22 protein-coding genes and 4 pseudogenes are annotated in these 22,418 nt (G+C 59.7%); 9 read left to right on the forward strand and 17 right to left on the reverse strand.

The genetic code is table 11. The features are described 5' to 3' along the window. Nucleotides 1-273: 273 nt before the first annotated feature. From glgX to XI02_RS44985, 3 genes and pseudogenes are all read right to left on the reverse strand, one after another. Nucleotides 274-2,391 (reverse strand): glycogen debranching protein GlgX, encoded by a 2,118-nt coding sequence (glgX, locus tag XI02_RS03810; protein WP_172645849.1) that lies wholly within the window; start codon nucleotides 2,389-2,391, stop codon nucleotides 274-276. Between the two features lie 265 nt (nucleotides 2,392-2,656). Further along, nucleotides 2,657-2,821, reverse strand: a pseudogene (locus XI02_RS03815) (JAB domain-containing protein); the annotation flags it as partial. A gap of 246 nt (nucleotides 2,822-3,067) precedes the next feature. Then, entirely contained in the window at nucleotides 3,068-3,778 is a 711-nt protein-coding gene (locus XI02_RS44985) for a transposase DNA-binding-containing protein (protein WP_018269518.1), read from the reverse strand. 132 nt (nucleotides 3,779-3,910) lie between these two features. Here XI02_RS44985 and XI02_RS03830 point away from each other — a divergent pair. The 3 genes and pseudogenes from XI02_RS03830 to XI02_RS03840 all read left to right on the forward strand — a co-directional run. Then, nucleotides 3,911-4,245: pseudogene (locus XI02_RS03830) on the forward strand (transposase); the annotation flags it as partial. 287 nt (nucleotides 4,246-4,532) lie between these two features. Continuing rightward, nucleotides 4,533-5,687: an acyltransferase gene (locus XI02_RS03835; RefSeq protein ID WP_223153693.1), complete on the forward strand. Its 1,155-nt coding sequence runs from the start codon at nucleotides 4,533-4,535 to the stop codon at nucleotides 5,685-5,687. A gap of 274 nt (nucleotides 5,688-5,961) precedes the next feature. Further along, nucleotides 5,962-6,102 (forward strand): annotated as a pseudogene (locus tag XI02_RS03840) (transposase); the annotation flags it as partial. 117 nt (nucleotides 6,103-6,219) lie between these two features. Here the strand turns inward: XI02_RS03840 and XI02_RS03845 are convergent. The 5 genes and pseudogenes from XI02_RS03845 to XI02_RS46185 form a co-directional block, all read right to left on the reverse strand. Continuing rightward, nucleotides 6,220-7,824 carry an IS66-like element ISBj7 family transposase gene (locus tag XI02_RS03845; protein ID WP_011084592.1) on the reverse strand — a complete coding sequence of 535 codons (1,605 nt, stop codon included), beginning with the start codon at nucleotides 7,822-7,824 and terminating at the stop codon, nucleotides 6,220-6,222. 72 nt (nucleotides 7,825-7,896) lie between these two features. Beyond that, nucleotides 7,897-8,250 carry an IS66 family insertion sequence element accessory protein TnpB gene (tnpB, locus tag XI02_RS03850; RefSeq protein WP_011084591.1) on the reverse strand — a complete coding sequence of 118 codons (354 nt, stop codon included), beginning with the start codon at nucleotides 8,248-8,250 and terminating at the stop codon, nucleotides 7,897-7,899. Then, entirely contained in the window at nucleotides 8,247-8,573 is a 327-nt protein-coding gene (locus XI02_RS03855; RefSeq protein ID WP_157183409.1) for a transposase, read from the reverse strand. Before XI02_RS03855 ends, tnpB begins: the two co-directional genes overlap by 4 nt. Before the next feature lie 166 nt (nucleotides 8,574-8,739). Beyond that, nucleotides 8,740-9,450: a hypothetical protein gene (locus XI02_RS03860; protein ID WP_233475583.1), complete on the reverse strand. Its 711-nt coding sequence runs from the start codon at nucleotides 9,448-9,450 to the stop codon at nucleotides 8,740-8,742. Between the two features lie 96 nt (nucleotides 9,451-9,546). Next, a pseudogene (locus tag XI02_RS46185) lies at nucleotides 9,547-9,735 on the reverse strand (hypothetical protein); the annotation flags it as partial. Between the two features lie 286 nt (nucleotides 9,736-10,021). On the opposite strand from XI02_RS46185, the gene XI02_RS44990 reads away from it, so the two are divergent. From XI02_RS44990 to XI02_RS46190, 3 genes are all read left to right on the forward strand, one after another. Continuing rightward, a complete protein-coding gene (locus XI02_RS44990) occupies nucleotides 10,022-11,833 on the forward strand; it encodes a hypothetical protein (RefSeq protein ID WP_011082908.1) in 1,812 nt (603 codons plus the stop codon). Nucleotides 11,834-11,948: 115 nt separating this feature from the next. Beyond that, nucleotides 11,949-12,503 carry a restriction endonuclease gene (locus XI02_RS03870; RefSeq protein ID WP_011082907.1) on the forward strand — a complete coding sequence of 185 codons (555 nt, stop codon included), beginning with the start codon at nucleotides 11,949-11,951 and terminating at the stop codon, nucleotides 12,501-12,503. 5 nt (nucleotides 12,504-12,508) lie between these two features. Further along, nucleotides 12,509-12,736: a restriction endonuclease gene (locus tag XI02_RS46190; protein ID WP_071908403.1), complete on the forward strand. Its 228-nt coding sequence runs from the start codon at nucleotides 12,509-12,511 to the stop codon at nucleotides 12,734-12,736. Nucleotides 12,737-12,865: 129 nt separating this feature from the next. On the opposite strand, the gene XI02_RS03880 is transcribed toward XI02_RS46190, so the two are convergent. From XI02_RS03880 to XI02_RS03910, 7 genes are all read right to left on the reverse strand, one after another. Continuing rightward, complete coding sequence (locus XI02_RS03880) at nucleotides 12,866-13,930, reverse strand: SAVED domain-containing protein (protein WP_246783609.1); 1,065 nt, start codon at nucleotides 13,928-13,930, stop codon at nucleotides 12,866-12,868. A gap of 31 nt (nucleotides 13,931-13,961) precedes the next feature. Next, nucleotides 13,962-14,774 carry an IS21-like element helper ATPase IstB gene (gene istB, locus XI02_RS03885; protein ID WP_018269937.1) on the reverse strand — a complete coding sequence of 271 codons (813 nt, stop codon included), beginning with the start codon at nucleotides 14,772-14,774 and terminating at the stop codon, nucleotides 13,962-13,964. Beyond that, the gene (gene istA, locus XI02_RS03890; protein WP_080650313.1) at nucleotides 14,771-16,321 is read right to left on the reverse strand and encodes an IS21 family transposase; all 1,551 of its coding nucleotides are present in this window, start codon (nucleotides 16,319-16,321) and stop codon (nucleotides 14,771-14,773) included. The genes istB and istA overlap by 4 nt, the downstream gene beginning before the upstream one ends. 115 nt (nucleotides 16,322-16,436) lie before the next feature. Then, nucleotides 16,437-16,649: a hypothetical protein gene (locus XI02_RS03895; protein ID WP_246783610.1), complete on the reverse strand. Its 213-nt coding sequence runs from the start codon at nucleotides 16,647-16,649 to the stop codon at nucleotides 16,437-16,439. After that, nucleotides 16,642-17,091, reverse strand: a complete 450-nt coding sequence (locus XI02_RS03900; RefSeq protein WP_202557271.1) for a hypothetical protein — start codon at nucleotides 17,089-17,091, stop codon at nucleotides 16,642-16,644. The genes XI02_RS03895 and XI02_RS03900 overlap by 8 nt, the downstream gene beginning before the upstream one ends. A gap of 6 nt (nucleotides 17,092-17,097) precedes the next feature. Continuing rightward, a complete protein-coding gene (locus XI02_RS03905; protein WP_011082904.1) occupies nucleotides 17,098-18,348 on the reverse strand; it encodes a nucleotidyltransferase in 1,251 nt (416 codons plus the stop codon). 75 nt (nucleotides 18,349-18,423) lie between these two features. Next, nucleotides 18,424-18,645, reverse strand: coding sequence for a DUF2188 domain-containing protein (locus XI02_RS03910; protein ID WP_011082903.1), 222 nt, complete (start codon nucleotides 18,643-18,645; stop codon nucleotides 18,424-18,426). Nucleotides 18,646-18,779: 134 nt separating this feature from the next. Here XI02_RS03910 and XI02_RS03915 point away from each other — a divergent pair, with 134 nt between their 5' ends. Genes XI02_RS03915 through XI02_RS03925 form a run of 3 tightly spaced genes read left to right on the forward strand, consistent with a single transcriptional unit; the run spans nucleotide 18,780 to nucleotide 21,107 of the window. After that, on the forward strand, nucleotides 18,780-19,175 hold the full coding sequence (locus XI02_RS03915; RefSeq protein ID WP_011082902.1) for a helix-turn-helix transcriptional regulator: 396 nt from the start codon (nucleotides 18,780-18,782) through the stop codon (nucleotides 19,173-19,175). Beyond that, nucleotides 19,172-19,693, forward strand: coding sequence for an ImmA/IrrE family metallo-endopeptidase (locus tag XI02_RS03920; protein ID WP_011082901.1), 522 nt, complete (start codon nucleotides 19,172-19,174; stop codon nucleotides 19,691-19,693). Before XI02_RS03915 ends, XI02_RS03920 begins: the two co-directional genes overlap by 4 nt. 7 nt (nucleotides 19,694-19,700) lie before the next feature. After that, nucleotides 19,701-21,107 carry an exodeoxyribonuclease I gene (locus XI02_RS03925; protein ID WP_011082900.1) on the forward strand — a complete coding sequence of 469 codons (1,407 nt, stop codon included), beginning with the start codon at nucleotides 19,701-19,703 and terminating at the stop codon, nucleotides 21,105-21,107. 267 nt (nucleotides 21,108-21,374) lie between these two features. Here the strand turns inward: XI02_RS03925 and XI02_RS03930 are convergent, their stop codons facing one another. Together XI02_RS03930 and XI02_RS03935 are read right to left on the reverse strand one after the other, a co-directional pair. Continuing rightward, complete coding sequence (locus XI02_RS03930) at nucleotides 21,375-21,590, reverse strand: AlpA family transcriptional regulator (protein ID WP_011082899.1); 216 nt, start codon at nucleotides 21,588-21,590, stop codon at nucleotides 21,375-21,377. Between the two features lie 361 nt (nucleotides 21,591-21,951). Then, nucleotides 21,952-22,110, reverse strand: coding sequence for a hypothetical protein (locus tag XI02_RS03935; protein WP_016839828.1), 159 nt, complete (start codon nucleotides 22,108-22,110; stop codon nucleotides 21,952-21,954). Between the last annotated feature and the right edge of the window lie 308 nt (nucleotides 22,111-22,418).

Below are 22,418 nucleotides of genomic sequence, written 5' to 3' on the forward strand. Positions count from 1 at the left end.
CGCGAAGTCTGGCAGTCCGCGGCCGAATGTCAATTGGCCGGCGGGGTCGCGGGGCGGGGGCGTTTTGGGGGGAGGCAGTGGAGTGGGCGCGCGGGCCGCCGACTCAATTCGACCTCCCCCGCTTGCGGGGGAGGTCGGATCGCATCGAATGATGCGATCCGGGTGGGGGCTCTCTCCACAATGTAACTCGTGGAGAAAGCCCCCACCCCAACCCTCCCCCGCAAGCGGGAGAGGGGGCGCAACCCCTGCGCGGCCGCCATTCGATCTACAGCATCATGCTCTGGGCTGATTAGCCGTAAGCAGTACGAACGAACGCCCCACCGCCTTGTACGTGCCGTCGAACGCAAACTGCGCGCCCGCCGGCTGTTCCGGCGCGTTGGTGTCGAGCAGCAGCGACCAGTGCGGGCCGGCTGACGTCGGCGGCAGCTTGAAGTCGACCTCGTCCTCATAGCTGTTGAGGATGACAAGCACGGTGTCGTCCTCCCCCGCGCGCGCGATCGCGGTCTTGCGGGCGCGGCCGTCGAGCACGACGCCGAAACATTTGATCCAGCCGGTGGTCCAGTCGGCCTGTGTCATCTCGGCGCCTGCCGTGCTGATCCAGACCACGTCGCGGATCTCGAGCTGCGGATCGCGATCGCCGGAGAGGAAGCGGCTGCGGCGCAGGATCGGGTAGTCGCGCCGCAGCTTGATCATCCGCCTGGTGAAGGCGAGCAGCTTTCCGGCGTCGTCGGAAAAATTCCAGTCGAACCACGAGATGTCGTTGTCCTGGCAGTACGCATTGTTGTTGCCGCGCTGGGTTCGGCCGAACTCGTCGCCGCCGAGCAGCATCGGCGTGCCCTGCGAAGCCAGCAGCGTCGCCAGCATGTTGCGCTTCTGCCGTTCGCGCAAAGTGCGGATATCCGGATTGTCGGTCGGGCCCTCGGCGCCGCAATTCCAGGAATGGTTGTCCGACGAGCCGTCGTTGTTGCGCTCGCCGTTGGCCTCATTGTGCTTGTTGTTGTAGCTCGCCCAGTCGTTCAGCGTGAACCCGTCATGGGCGGTGATGAAGTTGACGCTGGCCCAGGTGCGGCGGCCCTCGCGGTTGAACACGTCGTGCGAGCCGAGCAGCCGCGGCGCCAGGCTGCCGGGTGCCGCCTCGCCGCGCCAGAAATCGCGCACGACGTTGCGGTATTTGTCGTTCCATTCCGCCCAGCCGGCCGGGAAGCCGCCGACCTGGTAGCCGCCGGGGCCGCAGTCCCAGGGCTCGGCGATCAGCTTGACGGTCGCGAGCAGCGGGTCCTGATTCATCGCCTTGAGGAAGCCGGACTGCTCGTCGAAGCCGTAGACCTCGCGCGCCAGGATGGTGCCGAGATCGAAGCGGAAGCCGTCGACATGCATGTGGCCGGCCCAGTAGCGCAGGCTGTCCATCACCATCTGGATCACCCGCGGATGCGACAGGTTCACCGTGTTGCCGGTGCCGGTGTCGTTGATGTAGTAGCGCCGCTTGTCCGGCAGCAGTCGGTAATAGCTCGCATTGTCGATGCCCTTGAACGACAGCGTCGGGCCGCGCTCATTGCCTTCGGCTGTATGGTTGTAGACGACGTCGAGGATCACCTCGAGGCCGGCGCCATGCAGCCGCGACACCATCTCCTTGAATTCGCGCAGGCTGTTCGGCACGTCGGCGGCGTAGCGCGGATCCGGCGCGAAGAAGCCGATGGTGTTGTAGCCCCAGTAATTGGTGAGGCGCTTGTCGAGCAGGTTGCTGTCGTTGATGAAGGAATGCACCGGCAGTAGCTCGACCGAGGTGATGCCGAGCGCCTTGAGATGGTCGATCGCCGCGTTCGAGCCGAAGCCGGCATAGGTGCCGCGCAAATGTTCGTCGACACCCGGGTGCTGTTTGGTGAACCCCTTGACGTGGGTCTCGTAGACCACGGTCTCGTCCCAATGCACGTCCTGCCGCTGCGCTTCCTGAACCCAGTCGAAATTGGGATCGACCACCACGCATTTCGGCATGAACGGCGCGCTGTCGCGCTCGTCGAAGGTGAGGTCGTCGCCGCTCTCCATCTTGTAGCCGAACACCGCCGGATTCCACGTCAGGCTGCCGGCATGGGCGCAGGCGTAGGGATCGAGCAGCAGCTTGTTAGGATTGAAGCGGTGACCGCCGTCCGGCTGGTAGGGACCGTAAACGCGATAGCCGTAGAACGTCCCCGGCTGCACGCCGTTGATGAAGCCGTGAAACACCTGGTCGGTATATTCGGGCAGCTCGAAGCGGTGCGTCTCGCGCTCGCCGTCGAACAGGCAGACCTCGACCTTGGTGGCGTTGGCGGAAAACACCGCGAAGTTGGTGCCGTGGCCGCTCCAATGGGCGCCCAGCGGATAGGGCAGCCCTTCCTCAATGACGTAATCGGACATCGGTCCCCCAAAGCCCCTGACAGGCCGTCAGATCAATCTGCAACAAACGCCGTCGCGCAGAAAACGTTGCATGGGTCATTTTAGGAGAGTTTGCCCCTGGCCTGTGTGACAGTTCAAACGCGGCGCCGCTCTCTCCGTTCGTCATTCGGGGCATACGAAGGGGATGTGTGACTCACAAAGCCCTCAACATATTCACTGTCGTCCCGGCCTAGTGCGCAATTGCGCACTAGGCCGGGACGACGGCGGAGCTTGTTGAGTGCAATCCTCACATCAGCCGCATGCCCTTGAAGCTGCTATGCCCGTTCTTGCCGACGATGATGTGATCATGCACGGCGATCCCGAGCGGCTTGGCGATGTCGACGATGGCTTTCGTCATCTGGATGTCGGCCTGCGACGGCGTCGGGTCGCCGGAGGGATGGTTGTGCATGAGCCTGCGGCGTCTATTATCTATTTGAGTTTGCTGTTATTTTAGATTCTGATCGAGCTGTAGGAGGCGGAGACTGGGGCATGTAGTGGGTGATTGTTCGTGATAGTCACGAGAGTTCACGCTCGGTCCTGGCCGCTTCGATTGGAGTCCTTGTTTCAATGCCCGATCTGTCCGTGACATGCATTTCAGTGCGTATCGACGGCTTACGGACACCGCCGAAAGCATCAGCCTGAATGCTCAGGTTTTCCGTTAACGTGTCCTTTCATCGACGGCTTCCTCCAATACGTGCAACGTATCGCGCCGCTCGAACAGTAAAATTAGCTCTCTGACCCGGGCCGATTTGCGGTCGCCGGGAATTTCGTCAATGTCCACGCCCAGGAGAAAGCAAAGGTTCTTAAACTCTTCCATATCGAACGCCGTACACAGCTCATCGAACAATTTCTTACGTTGAGCTATCGAAATACGCGACTTCGTTGCCGCTACCGAAGCAACGGACTTCGGCCACGCCCCCTCCGAGAGGGAAACTGGGCGCGACTCAATGAAGCTTCGCAAGCACGAAGCCGCGGAATACGCTGCGTACTCTTGCCACATGTCATTCTTTTTGCCGTCGGCGAAGTCGCAGATGGCTCGGATCGTCAAGAATCCCACCTTCTTGACAGCGCTGAATGCCGCAGAAGCGACTCCTGCACTGAAAGCGGTGCCTATCGAGATGGTATCCGCCTCGTCGACCCGCTCGTTGGAGAAGAATCGATAGGCGGCCTTCGTGTTGGCCCAATCCTGACAAACCAACGGGATGCTTTGACCCATGTCGCTCCCGATTTGTGCGAGCAATTTGCAGAACCGGCGACCAAGCCGCTCATCCTTAAACTCGCATCCCGCAACTTCCCGATCAACCCACGTCTCGATACCGGTCGTCAATCGCTGAGCACGCGCCACCGCGCGTTCCTTCACCAAGCCCATCGAGCACCCCGCACTTCCGAATCAGGTGCTCAACAACGAATCACAACAGATTCTACTGATTCAAGATTTCGGCCGCGGCCCCCCGCTCAAATCCGACGTCAAATGTGGGTAATTGAAAGATCTCTTTGCCGCTTACAATGCGCGCGCGGCCAAGCCGAGAATCTGATCAAGCTGCATATGACGCAGCTCGCCTCCGACCGCACCAGCTGCCGTTCGGCGCTCGCCAACCAGGTCCGTCTCGCGCTCCATACGGCCGCTTATTGGCTGATGCTGACCGTGCGCGAGGCGATTCCCAAAGTCCGGGAATTGGCCGCTGCCGAGTTCGCGACGCTGCGTCTTCGTCTCTTGAAAATCGCTGCCCGTGTGGTCGAGACCACGAGCCGCATTCGCCTTGCGTTTGCCGCGGCATGTCCCGAGCCGACCTGATCCGCCGTTTGCCAGGCGCGCTGCTGCCGCTCGGTCCTTGACCGGCGGGGCGTCCGCCCCCCGTTCACCCACCCCATCCCTCAAGCGCGTTGCAAAGTACGGGTCGTCAGGCGGTGAAAAGCCGAAGGCAATCCTGTGCGCCTCGCCAGACAAGATGTGCGGCCGCATCAATCGGGCCCAAAAGCCGCCCTCTGACGAATAGGCCGGGCTAGCAGTTGACGGTGCTCAGACCGTGTAGCGGCACACGGTATATGCATGTATATGCATGTATATGCATGTATATGTAAAGAAATGCGACAGATGCGTTAATAGAATTGCAGAATCCTACATGTCGAACGCGATGCTCAAATCCAGCTGCGCCACCCCGAATTTACCGCCCCCCAACGCCTTTCCCGAAGACCCCGGGTCGCTGGCTGCCAAAGAGGTCGCGCGACTGAGCATTCTTGACGGCATGCGGGGAATTGCTGCCATCTGTGTCGCCGTTTTACATTTTTATGAACCCTTTCAGTTCGGTCCTCAGAACCGGATTCCTCACGGTTATCTCGCTGTAGATTTTTTCTTTTGCTTGTCAGGGTATGTAATGGCATTTGCCTACGACCCTTCTCGCGTAGAATTGTCACCCACAGAACTTATTAAAAGGCGTCTGATACGACTGCATCCGCTCGTCGTAATTGGCTCCTTGTTGGGCTTCGTTGTGGTTGTAATCGGACGATTCTATGCGCCTATGGCTGCTGCGTTATTCAATTTTAGTGTCACGGAGTTTTTTATTCTCCTCACCTGCAGCGTACTTCTGTTGCCGCACTTATTTGTCCACGATCCCAGCTTTCCTATTTTTCCTTTTGTCGCTCCCGCCTGGTCATTGCTTTGCGAGTATGTGGCGAGCCTAACGTTTGCTCTTTGTCTGCGCCAACTATCGCTTCGATGGTTGCTAGCGATGCTCGCCTTCGCCGCGGTTGCAACGGCATACACGTGCTACGATTTCGGAAGCCTAAACGGCGGTTTCGACCGCAGAACCTTCTGGATTGGCTTTGTACGGGTAGGTTTTTCATTTATCGCGGGCGTTGTTGCTTGCCGTATTGGCAGGCAACCGCTGTTGCCAGGGGCAGCATATTACCTTCCGCTTATCATGCTTGCGACCTTTTTTTGGCCCTTCCTTTGGAAGCCCTACGATTTCCTGATCGTCACAATCGTATATCCGCTCCTTGTTTGGCTGGGCGCTAATGCAATCGGGAGTCCGTCGATCAACCGTTTTAGCGAGTTTATCGGAGATCTTTCATATCCGCTTTATATGACCCACTACGTTCCACTCATGCTATTGTTCGGCGGAACTTCGGCAGGTTGGGTTGCGCAGATCCATGCAGCGCTAGCGGTACCAAGCATGACTCTAGTTGCAATCGCTTTTAGCTTTCTTGTTAAGCGATATATCGACGAACCGATCCGTGCCACTTTGCGTCACAGATCATTTGAGCACCTCAAAGGCTAATGCAGGCACTGCCGCAGGTATGCACGGATGTGCTTATCCTGTTCTGCTCTCAGAAGCGCTTTCGCCCCCTCTGGCCTTCCAGCTTCAGGGTAATTAGCTAGGTATGAGATGTGGGTAATTGAAAGAGCTAACTCAGGCAGACCACATGTTTCCCATTCACAATATCTTCCCGAAAGAGATGGCGATAATCGGTAAGCGGCGTGTCTCCCGCACCTTGTTGCTGTTGAGCAGACCGGCAATATGCGTTCCGTCTTGAAGAGGACGGTTTGCATATATGATCGAGCGTGTTGTCGACGCATCGGAGCTACGGGTTCGGCGGCGCTGGGGTGGCGAGGTCAAGGGACGGATCGTCGCGGAATCCTTTGTTCCCGGCGCGGTCGTCTCGGACGTCGCGCGGCGCCACGGTCTATCGCCGCAGCATTTGTCGACCTGGCGCAAGGCGGTGCGCGACGGGTTGTTGACGTTGTCGGAACACACGGAGCCGGTGGCGACGAGGCCGGCTGGAGCGGTCGCGATCCAGGAAGCGAGTTCATCAAGCGGCGAGGCTTTTAGCTTGCTCGGCGCTCCACGCCCAGGGCATGAGTTCGTCCAGACGCGAGGCCGGCCAGAGGTTGACGAGTCTGGTGAGGACGTCGGTCAGATAGGCCTGCGGCTCCACGCCGCAGAGCTTGCAGGTCTCAATCAGCGAAGCGATGCAGGCCCAGTTCTCCGCGCCCTCATCATGCCCCGCGAACAGTGCGTTCTTGCGGTTGAGGATAAGAGGACGGATGCTTCGCTCGACAATATTTGTGTCGAGCTCGATGCGGCCGTCGTCAAGGAAGCGCATCAGGCCAACCCAGTGGTTCAAGGCGTAACGGATGTGCTCGGCGATTGTCGCTTTGCCCGAGACGCGGGTGAGTTGCTGCTCGAACCAGGCCTTGAGCGCCAGCACCAGCGGCTTGCTGCGCTCCTGGCGGATGGCACGACGCTCATCGGCGCTGCGGCCCCTGATCGTCTTCTCGATCGCATAGAGAGCGGCAATACGCTCGAGCGCTTCGCTCGCGATCGGGGCAGGACCGTCCTGGACAACGTCGAAGAAGCGCCGCCGCAGATGAGCCCAGCAGAAGGCGAGCGTGATCGCCGCGTCAGGCGCGGTGTCGGCAATGGTCTTGTAGACGGTGTAGCCGTCGCATTGCACGATGCCGCGATAACCGTCGAGCAGCTTGAGCGCGTGGACGGCGCCGCGACCAGGCGCATAAGTGTAGGCCACTGCCGGCGGATCGGCCCCGCCCCACGGCCGATCGTCGCGCGCGATCGCCCAGAAGAAGCCTTTCTTGGTGCGGCCGCGGCCGGGATCGAGCACAGGCGCTGTGGTCTCGTCCACCGCGATCTTGTTCGCGGTCAAAATGATCTCGCGCAGCCTGAGCCAGAGCGGACGAAGCTCTGCGCCTGCATAGCCCACCCAGAACGCCAAAACCGAGCGCTTGATGTCGATACCCTGCGCCAGCAGCATCTGAGCCTGCCGATACAGCGGCAGGTGCCAGGCAAATTTGGCGACCAGAACATGGGCGACCATCGCCTCGGTCGGCAAGCCGCCCTTGATCAGCCGCTCTGGTGCCGGCGCCTGAACCACGCCATCCGTGCAGGCCCGACAGGCATATTTGGGACGATGGGTGACGATCACGCGGAACTGCGCCGGGACGACGTCGAGCCGCCGTGAGGTCTCCTCACCGATCACATGCAGAGGCGTGCGGCAGCACGGACAGTTGGTATCCTCCGGGGCAATCGTGACGTCGATATGCGGCAGATGGGCCGGAAGCGCACCACGGCTGGCGCGGCGCCGTTCAGCACGCTGGCGTGCGCCTGCCGTGTCCTTCCTGTCCTGGACCGCTTCATCGCCGGCAATGGCCTGCTCGATGTCCTCGATCGCCAGTTGCAACTGCTCAGGGTCGAGCTTCTCCGAGCGGCGACCGAACTGCGCGCGTTGCAGCTGGCGCAAGAGATGCTGAAGGCGATCCATTTGCGACAGCGCCTGATCGCGTTCGATGATCGCCGCGTCGCACTTTGCGATCGCCGCGTCGCGCTCCGCGCGTGCCGCCGCAACCAGCGCCTGCAGCGCCTCGATATCGGTCGGAAGTTGATCCGTGGTCTCGCTCACGCCCGGTACTCAAGCTGATTCGCGGGCCCTTGTGGAAGACTGCAGCCGACATGATTCAATTGGTCACAGGGTTCACGACGTTGCGCTCGGCTGACCAATGTCGCGGGCATGCAGGCGCGACCAATCCAGGCCGTCCATCAGCGCGGCGAGCTGTGAGGCAGACAAACGCATCACGCCATCGCTGATCGGCGGCCAGCGGAACGCGCTATGCTCCAGCCGCTTCCACAGCAGCACGAGCCCGGACCCGTCCCAGGCAAAAATCTTCAAACGGTCCGCTCGCTTTGAACGGAAGACGAAAATCGTTCCCGCGAACGGATCATGGTGGAGTTGCTCGCGCACCAGCGCGGCGAGACCATCGGCACCTTTACGAAAGTCGACCGGCCGCGTCGCGACCATGATCTTCACGCCCGCCGAAGCCGCGATCATGTCGTCGCCCTCACGGCCCGCAGCACATCGCGCAGCCAGGTCGGATCGACCCCCGCCGCTGCGCGAACTACCGCATCGCCAATCTCGATGCTGATCGTTATCCCGTTCCGCGTTGCCGCTTCCACGCACATCCCAGCGGGGCGAAGCTCCGACACCACCGGAACGAAGAGCGGTGCATCCTCCGCCGGCAAGCTCAGCAGACCGGCACGCGCGGCCTTGCGCCAAGCAAACAGGTGTTGCGGTGAGAGGTCGTGCCGGCGCGCCACCTCGGACACAACTGTGCCCGGCGCATATGACTCCGCCACGATCCGCCCCTTGACCACGGCGCTCCACCGCCGCCGACGCCCCGCTCCGACCTGGATATCCACCCGGCCCCGTGGCTCTGAAGCGTCAACTATATGGTCAACCATATATGCGAACCTTACTGTATATGACGGCTCGCATGTTGCCGATCAGCTCACGCCAAACAAGGTGTGGGAGACACACCGCTTACCCTGCACTCTCCATCTCAATTGCGATGAGATCGCGTTGCAACGACCGAAGCTCTTGGGCAGCCTCGCTTGAAGCAATCACCTTCTCTCCAGAGGCAATTGGTCCGACATGAATTCTCGGCTCGATGGCGCTCGCGCTTTTCCCATCGGGCCTTGAAGGCAAATGTGCGCGCCACGTTGAGTCGGTCAAGTTCAGTATTCCATCCACGAGGATGGGGTCCGCCTGAAATTGCCGAGCTCGATGCTCCTGATGATTGGGTCGAACCTTCGAGAGCTCATAATAGAAAATGGAGTTCGAGGCCACGATATCGCCGAAGCCCTGATCCTTTCTAGAGATTCCACCAGCAATTCCATTCACAAGTACAAATCGCGGCTTCCATTTGTGGATGAGGTCCGATGTCGCATGTGCGGCATCGAGATTTCCCATCGAATGAAGGAGAGTGGCAACAACTCGATACGAGCCGCCGCGTCTTGTTGGAATCGTTCCGCGAAGGTACGTGCGGGTCGAATCCGATGTCGACGAAATCGGTACCAGCTCAGGAAAATAATGCTTAAGCGCAGCCAATTCCTTCCGCAACGCGACGACAACTGCGAAGTCGACTGATTCGTCCTCCACCTGTCGCGAGAGGTCGGTAGCCTGCTTGTCAGTAAGCTCGACAGCAACCGAGCTGAGAAATGCTGCGACGCGGCTCTCATGGCGCCGTTTCATGAGAAGCAACGAATCCGCTGTGTAAGTGGTCGGATCCTGATCGACCAAACGATGATGCGTTGGACATAGGATGATCAAGTTGTCTGCGTCGTTGCGCGACTCTTCGGATTGCGCGGGATCGAATCTCGGCCCCCCGGGAGAGGCCGCACGAATGTGGCAGAGTTCGCCCAGTAATGCGCGAGATTGAGGCTGAACGAGCTGCGTTGTACATCCCGGGAAAGCGCATAGGCCCCCCGAAGAAGCGAACAGAATCTTTATCGAACGATCACTGGGTTGTCGTCGCATAGCACCTCAAGCACGCTCCGCATGCCGTCGCCCCGTAGTCAAGAGATCATAGCCTTCAACGCCCATCAACCGGATACGTGTCGATAAGCCGACACTTTGTGGCTAACGTTGCTATTGAGCAGGCCGTCTAGAGCTGCGCGACATCGAGTAGCCTTCTAACTCTTCTTTGCGGGGGGCATGTTCTTTCCATTTGCATCGTGGAGGCATTCGCGCTTAAGTTGATCATATTGAAGGTCCGTCTTAATTGACATGGCGTACTTCCGCGCGGAAACGCGACGGGGGATGGATGATCGACTCTCTTCGCGTTGCAAAAACAGCAAATTTTCACATTCTTAAGCGGCAGATGAGCAATGCCGCATTGGATGACCTTTTTCGCCAAGTTCGGGCAAGCCAGCCCTCGGCCTCCCAAAACATATTCTACCATCGGCGCGTCCAAGCTGGGCGCGCGCGTTGGTCTGCGATCTCCTTCCTCTATGACCGCTCGCCTTCATTCTTAACCGAAGACGCAGGAATCCGAGAACGAATCTGCGGATTTATTCTTTTGATCGAATATCGCGATCATCTCGCGATTCTTAAATCCAAGCTCGATCTTCCGGCAGGATTTTTCACCCGCTATCTCGGTCGAGTATCAGCCGAACGCGTGGATCGTGCGGTCGCACGGCAGGGAGCGGTGTTCGAAAAGATTCGGCTTCGAAACATGTCGGTCTCCAAGCACGTGATGAGGAGTAAAACGTTCGAAGCCGATGACCTACAAAATGTTGTCGGGCCTGCTGGCGCAAACCGGTATGTGCCCCAGGCGTACGCGGTCCGGTCGGGAACTGACCACTATTCTACAACTCCTAGCACCGGCAGGATAGGGCAGCGGTCTGATCGGGTCGATCACCTCGCACTTGTGGAGTACGCGAAATCTGTAATTGACGAGCTGGTAGGTGGAAGAGCTGCACCTGCCAGCTTTCTCCGTACCTTAGCCCGCGCTATCGATTTGGCGAGTATTGGCGGCACCGCGCGTCCAACAAGTTTTGCCGTCGACGTTGCGGGATTTGTTGATGCGATCCATGTCGATCGCGAAATCAGACTTGTACATGAAGATAGCGGTAGACTCACTCAACTCTCCAAGCATGAAATCGATGCAGCGTTAAATGAGCTCGATCGTGCGTTTAGGGTCAGCGGCGACGGAAAGAGGATGGATATCTTCGACGGTGCTGATTCGGTTGGAGCAATTGCAATCAACCAAGCTCGCGTAGCATTGCGTGACTTGCAATTGCCGATCACTGCCGGCATCGAGGTCGAAAGTACAGAGTATGCTCTCGGTCACGATCCAAATCGGATCTCGCTCCGACGCTACATCGATCGCGAGGATAAGTTCATATTGCTGTTCGACGCCCTCTCTTTAGCTTACATCGACGGGACCTTGTTCCGCGACGAAGGCTTTGTAGATGGTGGCGCAGCCCTGTTGCGCCATTTGCGCTCTGATCCGCTCCTAGACGGAGTGACTGATGAAAAGGGTAACTTTTCGACGCGAAAGGCCACCTTTGATGCTGACTCCACTTTCGGTGTGATCGAAGCGAGTGTTGCGGACGGGGACGATGTGCTTGTGTGCGACGATCTTGGCGACGAATGGGCGGACTATATTGGGCTAAACAACTCCAGCAGCCCGCCTAGAATTACCTTTTATCACGCAAAGCATGGTCCACTATCGCTCGGTGCTGGGCCGTTCCATATCTCCGTGAGCCAAGCAATTAAGAACTTGCAGCGTATGAGCCTTCCGCCGGAATCGATGGAAGCGAAAATTCGTGGTTGGAACAACAAGTATGTAAGCGGTAGCGGAGTCAAAACCCGGATCAAGAGGATTGTCCGAGGCGATGCCGACGAGCTAATGAACGAATTCGCTCAAGTGCGGCTTGCGCCGGATGCAATTCGTCGGGTCTTCATCGTGACCTCTTCGCTGAGCCGCGGTGCTGTTGAAGAGGCGCTAAAGGAAGTCGCAGCCGGCCAAGCGCCAGACCCATACTTCGTTCAGCTCTATTGGCTGTTGATGTCATTCTTCTCGGCGTGTACCGAAATGAACGCACATGGATACGTGATCTGTCAAACTTAGCAGGCGCTGATCACGGAGTCGGTATTCGAAACTGCGATTTGGCTATTCCGGCTGTTAAGGCCCGACAGCCGGCTGACTGCTAACCTATGCGCAGTTGTAGTAAAGAGCGCGTGCCATGCTTACTTTGCAGCAGATGGAAGAGGTAAGGGTTCGCCTAGCGCAGCAACTGATATTCTACATGCCCGTTAAGCTGTTTCCTATTGCGCAGAAATTAGCGTTTCCGATTCTTTTAGAGTTCACACGACTAGTGGATTTTAGGAATCTGGAAATTCCACCAGAGAAGATCAAAATTACTGACTTGATCTACGAAGACAGGCTTCCGTCAGTGTTCGAGTCGTTTATCGCTCGGCGGTTTTCCGAGGGGAATAAGCAAGCGGAGTTGCGAGTAGCGGGAATCATTACACCAGATCACAAGATCGTCCTGGCAGATCGTAAAACGGCAGAGGGATTTCTAATAAAGGCAAACTCAGCGGTTTGGTATGAAATTGTAGCAAGCCTGCAATCGGATTGGAGCCAAGCGTATTCACTTTCTGCGACGCGTTGGGAAGAGATCGTCGCTGGTGCCTTCGATAAAGCGGGGTTCGACGAGGTGACATTAACGCCACGCTCAGGGGATCACGGACGGGATGTCATAGCTGTTCGAAGGGGGTTGGTTGCATCAAGATCATAGGATCGGTGAAGGCGTATAAGCCGAGGAACGAGGTTTCATATGATGACATTCGTGCATTGCTGGGCGTACTCAGCGGGGAGCAGAATGCCTCTAAGGGAATCCTGACTACAACGTCGGACTTTCCGCCAAGGCTAATATCTGATCCGTTCATAACTCCCTTTCTGCCGACGCGTCTCGAATTGATGAACGGTGACAGCCTTCAAAAGTGGCTTGGTGGCCTCCTGAAAAAATAGGCTTCTCCCGTTCGGATACATGCCTCTACGAGAGAGGGCTTGGGTCCGGACTTAATTGATCCACCAGGTAATCGCAGCGGCGAGGAGGATTGCGGACAGGAAGATGTCCGCGCGCTTGTCGCATCGGGTTTAGGGAATATCGAAGGTCCGTATGAACCCGTGCGATCGATTGTTGTCGTAGAGCCGGAGGGAAAGATCCGATTTGGGCATCCAGACGCGGCCGACCTCGACCGCCAGGGAGGCGGGAAGCGCGGGAAAAACATGCAGCAGCGTTCCCTCGCCATGCCGAGCCTTGATGCGGTCGTAGAGCCGTCGGAGTTCGCGCCGAAATGCGGCCTGATCGTCAGCTCGCCGCAAGACGTCGTTGTGAGGTTGATCCGCGCAGAGCGACCAGATCGCGGCTTCGTCGCCGAGAACCGCCTGGAGTCGCGCGTCGGTCACGGTAGCGCTGACACCGAGCTTTAGCGCGACCGAGCCTGACAGCCCGATATCCGGTTCGGTGACCTGGAATGTGATCGGGGGGCCATCGGACGCCCATCGCCAACTCGCGGGTTCGCGATGCCTTTGATGAACGACGGCCGGAACGATATCGCAGAGCAGCCGGCCAAGCTCGATCAGCAGCGGCTGCGGTGCGAGTGCGAATACGCTTAGATGCCTAATCTCCTGTCGCTCTACGCGGCCTCGCACCTTCGCTTCGAACTGGCGTCTCAGGTTCTCGCGCTGGACCGTCCAATAGGCAGGCTCGTTGTCTCGAAACGCACAGCCTACCATTTCAAGATCCAACCTCTGGCCGCTGGCTGGGTGGCGGTCGGGCGGCATCGCCGAAAAGATCGCCTGCGTCGATACAAGCGCCTCGTTGTCACAAATGCTCGCCCCAAACCTGATGACGTGAGATGCCCGGTCTTCGTCGATGCCGGCAACGATCGCGATCCGGCCCTCGTGCTCGGCTTTCATAGTTAGCAGAACAGATTCCGGATGATCGGCGACGGCGTCAAGATCGATCAGCTTGTGATGTCGGGCGCACATCAACATTAGATTTTCCAGACTACGCGCGAGCTGAGTCGACCGGATCGGATCGCCGCGCGGGCCGCCTTCGATATAGCGCGACAATCTGGGTGGGAAGCGCACGACAATCAGGATGGCGAGTCGGTGTCGCGGCGAGGTGATGATTGCCGCGTTGATTGTCGCGCGCAAGAGTTTTTTGAACTCTGATTGTCGCGGAGCGTCAATCAGAGACGGTTTTGGGTGTCGCGTGTGACGGCGGGCGTCCAGGTCCGCGTTTTCGTTCGAGCGCGGTCCGCCTGCGATAGCTTTCGACGTTCATCTCGACGATGGTAGCGTGGTGGACAAGCCGATCGATGGCGGCGAGGGTCATAGCGGGGTCCGGGAAGACCCTGTTCCATTCGCCGAATGGCTGATTGGCTGTGATCAGCATCGAGCGTCGCTCGTAGCGTGCGCTGATGAGTTCGAACAGCACGCTGGTCTCGGCCTGGTCCTTGGTGACGTAGGCCAGGTCATCGAGGATCAGGAGATCGAAGCGATCAAGGCGGTTGATGGCGGCCTCGAGGTTGAGCTCGCGCCGCGCCACCTGGAGCTTTTGCACGAGATCGGTGGTTCTGGTGAAGAGAACGCGCCATCCGTTCTCGATCAGAGCGAGGCCGAGAGCACTTGCGAGATGGCTCTTTCCGCCACCGGGCGGGCCAAACAGCAGCAAATTGGCGCCCTTGCCCAGCCAGCCGTCGCCGGCGGCGAGCGCGGTGACCTGCGCCTTGGAGATCATCGGCACGGCCTCGAAGTCGAAGTTGTCGAAGGTCTTTCCGGCTGGCAGCCGTGCGTCGACGAGGTGCCGCTCGATGCGACGGCGGCCGCGTTCGGCGATCTCGTGCTCGGCAATGGTGGCGAGGAAGCGGGCCGCCGGCCAGCCTTCCTTGTCGGACTGCTCAGCAAATTGCGGCCACAGCACCTTGATGGCGGGCAGCCGCAGCTCGTTGAGCAACAGATTGAGGCGCGCGGTGTCGACGGTGTTGGCCGTGTTCATGCGGCACCTCCGATCTCGGCGGTGCCGATAAGGCACTCATAGGCGGCCAGTGGCGCGAGATGCACCACGACCTGCGGCACACGGGCAGGATCGGGCGCGAAGTGCGTGCGCAGCTGTCCGAGATCGGGCAGTTGGCCGGCGTCCAGGTCGGCGGCGAGCTGACCGGCGAGTTCGGCCTCGCAGCCGCGCTCGTGCGCCAGCGCAAGCAGATCGACCATGAGCCGGCAGGCTTTCTTGTCCGGCAGCCGTTCGCGCAAACGATCGAAGGTCTTCCGATAGGCATCGCGCGGGAACAGCCGATCACGGTAGACGAGATTGAGCAGCGCCATTGGCTTGCGCCGCAAGGAATGGATCACGTGCCGATAATCGACGACCTGGTCGTGCTTGCCGTTGGGATGCGGCCGCCCACGCGGCAGGGTGACGAGATGGGTGCCGCCGACGAACGTGTCGAGACGATCATCGTAAAGGCGCACCCGCAGCTGGTGGCCGATCAGGCGTGACGGCACGGTGTAGAACACCTTGCGCAAGGTGAAGCCGCCGCTTGACGTCACGCGGACAATCACCTCCTCGTAGTCCGAGGTGCGGCGATCTGGCAATGCCTGCAGGGTGGCGCGCTCGTGGTCGATGCGCTTGGCGTTGCGGGCATTGCGGCGGCTGACGATCTCGTCGATGAAGCCGCGGTAGGCCGCGAGATCATCGAAGTCGGCAGTGCCGCGCAATAGCAGCGCATCGGCGATCGTCCGCTTGAGATGGCCATGCGAGCTCTCGATCGCCCCATTCTCATGGGCGATGCCGCGATTGTTGCGGGAAGGCCGCATGCCGTAATGGGCGCAGAGGTCCTCGTACCGCCGGGTCAGATCGTCCTGAGCATTCCGGTCCAGATTGCAGAAGGCGGCCGACAGACTGTCGGTCCGATGCTCCCGCGGCGCGCCGCCGAGCGACCACAGAGCATTCTGCAGTCCTTCCGCCAAGGCGACGAAGCTCTCGCCACCGAGCACGACATGGGCGTGCTCAAAGCCGGAATAGGCCAGCCGGAAGTGATAGAGGCGATGATCGAGCGGCACGCCCGCGATGGTGACCCCGAGCTCGCCCATGTCGGTGAAGTCGGACAGGCCGACCTGACCCACTTCGTGGGTCTGACGGAAGATGACTTCCTGCTCCTCGCCGTGGATTGCCCGCCAGGCGCGGATCCGGCGCTCCAGCGTGCGGCGGATTCCAGCCCCGAGCTCAGGGTGGCGGCGTAACATCTCCTCGAAGATCGCGACAGCCCGCACGCCGGGGGCCGCCTTCAACATCGGCACGACCTCGGTCTCAAAAACACTGGCCAACGGGTCCGGTCGGCGCCGGCCGCGGGCTCCCTTCTTCTGCAATGGGAGCCTTCGATCCTTCTCAAAGCGATACGCGGTCGAGGTACTGAACGACGCCTTGGCGGCGGCCACTGGCGGGGTATCGGTCTGACGGTACTTCATGTAGAGCCTCATCTGGTGATCGGTAACGTGTCGGCCTGGCAAGCGAGTGATTCCTCTTGGCGGAAGAACCACTTGCACAACCAGCCGGCCGCGATCACCAGTCGGCGCGGTCCCCTGTGGATCGCGCCGACGCCGGGCTCGTAACTCCGGTCGGGCTACGCCCTCCCTGCGTCACGAGCCCGGCGAAGCTCTCTCATCCTGATTGACGCTCCACTGTCACCCTGATTGCCGCGCGGCAGCCTTCGACGTCAGCCACGATGTGTGCGATGAAGCCGAAGATCCCGTCTTGCCGCCCGGCCACCAGGTCGCCGACCAAATCAGTATTGCATCCACGATATTGGCAGCGGCCAGCAGCCCGCGCCCACAGCGCCGATTGGACCTTTTGCGGAATGCTGCTCTTAGACACCGACGCCACCTGCTACGACGTGGCGGCCGCTCGCTGTCCATTGACCCGTTGCGCGCCAGCCCTCGTAAGCGGCAAGCCACTCGATCACCCAGGGCACAGTTGTCTGCGAGAGGCTGTCGAACGGCGACCAATCGTCGGAATCGGGATCGAGCATGCATAGCGTCACTTCGCCATCCGAACCGTAGTACACGTGAGGGAGCCTACCCTCCGGGTCGCCCGGACGGTGCCGTAACGGCGGTGACAAGACTTTGACGCGTGGCTGGAGAATGCGCACGTCGAGCCGTTCGATCACCAGCGGCGCTCGATAAGTGATCTCGACCTGAAACGTCTGAAGCAAAGGCCGGAGAGGGCCCTGCCACGCCGCGATTGCGCCGTGGCGGCCGATGAGTTTCAAGTTCGGCCACAAGGAAGCCATGTCAGTGATCTGGGCGTCGACCGTCATCACCACTTATCGGCGCTCTCCCATGTTGGTGTGTGCGCGAGCCGCGACTGGCGCCAGGCTGGTCGCCGCGCCGATGATCGCCGGCGCGGCGGGAACGAACAGGCCGCCGGAGCGCGTATAACCATGCTGCCGTGATTGAACTTGGCGCCCGAGCCGCTGGTTGAAAGCTTTGACAGAACGCGTGACGACCCGGTCCCCGAACTGCCCGCGCAACCACTCCTGCAAGTCCTCCAGCTGCACGTCGCCGGTGCGGGCGGCTTCGAGCCCGTTAGCGAGGGTGTGCAGGTGGCGAGAATAGGTTGTCTGTTGCAGCTGAGATTCTGGCCAACGGTCGGTGAAACGCTCGACCGGAAATTCGGGGTTGGGCACGACCAGGAGCTGGCCGCGCTTCGCGGCGTCGTCGATCGCGCGGGCCGTCCAGCGCGCCTGCCGGATCAGCATTTCCGCAAGCCTCATGCCCGGACGGGCGGCATGGCCGGCATGGCACGACAACATCACCGATGGCGGGATCCGGCCCGTCTCGGTCGCGTAGGCGATGTTGCGGTGCCGCTTGATTAGCTGCAGCGCGACCGTCGTCACGCTCTTGATGATGAGCGGCGTTTGCGGCGGAACGTCCTCGACGTCCGCTGCGGCGAAGGCGATTCCGGCCTGTTCGTACAGCTGACGATTCAGCGCCAGCGCGAACCGCTCCTCGGTAGGCGTTCGGGCGCAATACCACTTCCCGAAGGCATATGAGTTCATCGGCACATAGCGCGCCGGGTCGCTGCGAGTCCCCTTCTTCGCATGCGGGATCTCGCCTTCCTTCTCCTTCGGCGCCCGCCGCCGCGACGGCGTAATGTCAAGATGCATGCCGTCGGCGTAGTAGAGCGTGATGCACCGAGTTTGGCGCACGACCTTGCTTACCGGGTAGCTCTCGAGTGCGGCTTCCAGGTCATCCAGCAGCGCCTCGGGACCGAGGTCGGGGCCTTCGATCTCGGCGACGATATCGAGATCGTACTCGTCGTCCGTGCCGCGGGTCGACGTGGTTGCGTCGATTGCCATGGAGCCCTGGGGATAGAAGCAGGCGACCCTGCCTTCGAGCGGACTACCGGGTCGTTCGATGTAGCGTCGGACCGCCTCATATCGCTCGACCGCCTTGGCATGCAGGCCGGGCGGAAGCTGAATATTGATGGCAAGCTCGGCGAGTACCGCGTCCAGCGGGTCGGCAAAGGGATCATCAGGCCGATCATCGCGGCGCAGGGACGGAAAATTCGACATCGATATTGGTCCTCTTCTTTGAATGACCTCCGCGCGCCGATCCGACCGGATCGCCCTGGTGAGCGATCCGTTGGGTTATCCTTTCGGCGGGAAGGGATCGTTTCCGTAGGAGTTGGCGTCGCGAATGCGGCCATCGGGACGGTGGATGACGACTTCGCCGTGCTCGCGAAGCGCAGTGCTACGCGCCGCCTCCGTCGCCTCGGCTTGGGTGTGATGGGTGGACCCCACCCGCAACGCCCCCTCACGTCGGGTTGCCCAACCTGATTCGTGCGGCACGACATGAATGCGCTTCGACATCTCGGTTCCTTCGCCTCGTCGGTGAGCGTCGCGCTCTCCGGCGGGATATGGATTCCTGAGATTGGCCAATATGTCAAGTAATGATCACACTAGTAAGTTTGTAATAAGCACATAATGTTTGCGGGATTGACATTATGCCCGAAGCAGCGCAAACATCGGCGATGGCGGGCAATCCGGTCTATATAGCGTTCGGCAACGCGGTCTCGACGCGGCGCAAGGCTCTTTCGCTGACCCAGGCCCAGTTGGCGAGCAAAGTTAAGATGTCTCGCGCGTCGATCGCCAACATCGAGAGCGGCCGGCAGAACATATTGCTGCACCATGTCTATGCCCTCGCCACCGCGCTTGATTTCGCGAAGGTCGCCGACCTGCTGCCGCCAATGCCGCATAAGTCCATCGGGGAGGAATTGAAGATGACGCTGGTCAATGAGAAGCTTTCGAAGGAGTCGCTGTCCGAGAACGCGGGCGCCCAGGTCGCTGATTTGATCAGCAGCGCGCTCGCGCCACGCCGCGGCTCTAAGGTCGGATCGTGAGGGACGCTGATCCAGGTCGAGCGCGCGAAGCTGCGCGCTCGATCCTTCGGGAGTTCGGCGTTTCAGCGCCGCCCGTCCCTGTCGAACGCATCATTAAATCGCGCAAGATCGTCCTTCAGTACGCACCGCTGGAGGAGGATCTTTCGGGCATGGCCTATATCAAGGACGGCATCGGCATCATCGGCGTCAATGCGCTACATCATCCCAACCGCCAGCGTTTTTCCGCCGCCCATGAACTCGCCCATCATGTGCTGCACGACGAAGACATCAGACAAGCCGTTCACGTCGACAAGGGGATACGCGTTCTCTTCCGAGATGATATCTCAGCGCTCGGAACCGAACCGATAGAGATCGAAGCCAACGCCTTCGCCTCAGAGCTGTTGATCCCCGGCGACCTCTTAGCCGCCGTCTTGGAAGGCGGTGGTGTGGATCTCGAGGACGAGGCAGCGATTGAGGGTCTCGCGCGCCGGTTTAGGGTAAGCCCGGCGGCGATGCGTTTCCGGTTGACTCGTTGGTAGCACACCCATGAGCTTCGTCTTTTTCGACACCGAGACGACGGGGCTTAAGCGTGGCTTCGATCAGATTCTCCACTTCGCCGCTGTTCGCACCGATGAAAACCTGAACGAGGTGGCTCGGTTCGAGACGCGCTCGCGCCTTCAGCCACATGTGCTTCCCCATCCTTCGGCGCTTCGGACGAACGGATTGCCGATCGAGTCGTTGACTGATTCCAGCCTGCCGTCGCACTACACCATGGTAGGAGATATTCGCCGGACCTTGATTTCCTGGAGCCCTGCGGTTTTCGTCGGCTTCAACTCCATCCGCTTCGACGAGGAGATGCTGCGCCACGCCCTCTTCCAGTGCCTATATCCGGCATATCTGACAAGTAATCATCGAAACTGCCGCGCCGATGCGCTCAGTCTGGTGATGGCCGCCGATGCCGTGTCGCCTGCGCAACTAGTTGTGCCGGTCAGCGAAGAAGGGCGGCGGACATTTCGCTTGCAACAGTTGGCGGCGGCAAATGGCGTCGCACATGCTCGGGCACACGACGCGATGTCCGATGTGCTTGCGACGCTCGAACTGAGCCGATTGGTCTATCGAAGGTCTCCGGAGTTGTGGCAGCGCTTCGTGCGCTTCTCGAACAAAGCGACCGTCGCGGATTTCATTGAGGTCGAAGACGGCTTCGTGTTGACCGAGTTTTTCGGCGGCCAAGCTTATCATACGTCGGTCGTCTGCATCGGCAGGGATCCCGATCAGGCCAATGGCCGGCTTTGCTTGAGTCTCAACGAAGACATGGGCCGGCTTGCCGCGATGAGCGATCTCGAACTGCAAGTTCATCTGACGCAGAAGCCAAGTCCGATTCGTCGCTTCAGGATCAATGCCGCGCCCACGCTGACGGCGTTCTACGACGCTCCCGAGCATATGCTGGATGGCGGTTCGATGGGCGCCACCGGAGACCGGGCCTGTCTCATGAAGGCGGACACTGGTCTGTGCGCGCGGCTTGTGGCTGCTTACATGGCTGCGCGCGAGCCCTACGCATTATCTCCGCACCTCGAAGAGCGCATCTATAGCGGCTTTCCCGGTCCTGCTGATGAGGCACGCATTGCCGCGTTCCACGATGCGCGATGGGAGGACCGCCTCGCGATCGTCCAGGGCATGGAGGACGAGCGACTGCGCTGGTTCGGGCTCCGGTTGATCTATTTCGAAGCGCGCTCGGTTCTCCCCGAACCTACTCGATTGGAGGTCGAGCGCTACTTGACCGATCAGATGACAGGCGACGGTTCGGGCTGCCTCACCATCGATCAGGCGATGGCAGAGACGGAAAGGGTGCTTGGCGAGTTCGCCAGTCCAGATGATCTTCTGATCCAATATCGCACGTATCTGCAGGATCGACTGGCGCGGCTTGAGGCCTATCGGACACGGCTGATTGCCTGAACCGACCGGTTCGGAGCGCTCAACTCAACGTCGCCTTCTCTGCGCTGAGTATTTGGTCACGGACGGAGTGCCGCGAGGACATGGCGTCAGTGTTGAGCCGACTTATGATGAAAGCGGTGGTCTGACGGTGCACCGCTGAACAGGGGAAACGCAGCGCGGTTCGCGATTTTAGCTCCCTATCATTCCGAGCACAGCAACCGAGTCGTTGTCTCGAGCGTGCCAGCGGATTGAGTCATCATATTAGAGCGCGATTTTGTTTTTCTCAAGCTAGCTCACGTTCAGTTCTTTCGACGCACTACAAATCACCAGATTTCCCCGATCCCATGCGTCAAGCTCGTCCACCGGGTATAAGACGGCTTTGCCGATCTTGATGTATGCAGGCCCAGTTCGCATTGCGCGCCAATTCCGCAGCGTACCCACGGAGACCTCGCCACGGTATCGTGCAGACACTTCCTCCGGTGTCAGGAATTTGGACTCCGTCATTCGTCTTCTCCATCACTCCGCCGCACGAAACGTCACGGTCGAGATGACTGAGATGTTGGCACCCAGAATGACGGAAGAAAACGATATTCTCGATGACCCCGCATAGCTCGCGTCAAACGCGAGCGAGTTAACGCGTCAGCCTGCGTTGATAGCCGCAAGATAGCGTAACGGAGCGTAGCAAAAATACTTGCGGCTCTCGGCCGCAGGTACACTGACCAATCGCGAAGATCGGAAGGTCGTCCTTGTAGGAAGTGTCTTTGGTTAGAAATGCCTTGAGCTGATCGTCTCCCAACCCGTATCCGTTGTCTTTGCAGGAAACGATCATGGACTCTCGGTCGTCGAGCATGTCAGCTCGAATAAATTAGACGTCGATTTCAACCAGCATGTCCGTTTCAGAGGCGTCTTCGTGCTTGCGGATAAGGAATGAGTCGGTCGCATTTGAGATCGGTTCCTCAAAAACGACATACAGGTTCGAGCTGATCTTCGTATTCTTGATGCTGCCCCTGATATCGAACGTCATTTTCGTTTCAATCGCTGACGTTGTGGTCTGTGGAGGATCGTTCTGCCGGTGTGTGGGACGTCAAGTCAAGCTGTCGTATGAAAATGGCGAAAGCACCCGCCAGTTGGCTCCGATGTTCAGTTCCCCTTGTTTGCGCGCGCACTAACTTTCCGAGCTGGTCCATCGGGTTACGCAGCCTGTTGCTCCGATGATATGGCGAATTCCGGCGGTGCGCCTTTGAGGGGAAAGCCTTCCCCCTGGTCGGCGCCGCGGTCGCCGACGCACCCCCTTCTGCGGGGAGACCCCGCAACGCCCCCATTAGAGTGAGA

Origin of the sequence: Bradyrhizobium sp. CCBAU 21365 (assembly GCF_015291305.1) — a bacterium.
Lineage (GTDB): Bacteria > Pseudomonadota > Alphaproteobacteria > Rhizobiales > Xanthobacteraceae > Bradyrhizobium > Bradyrhizobium elkanii.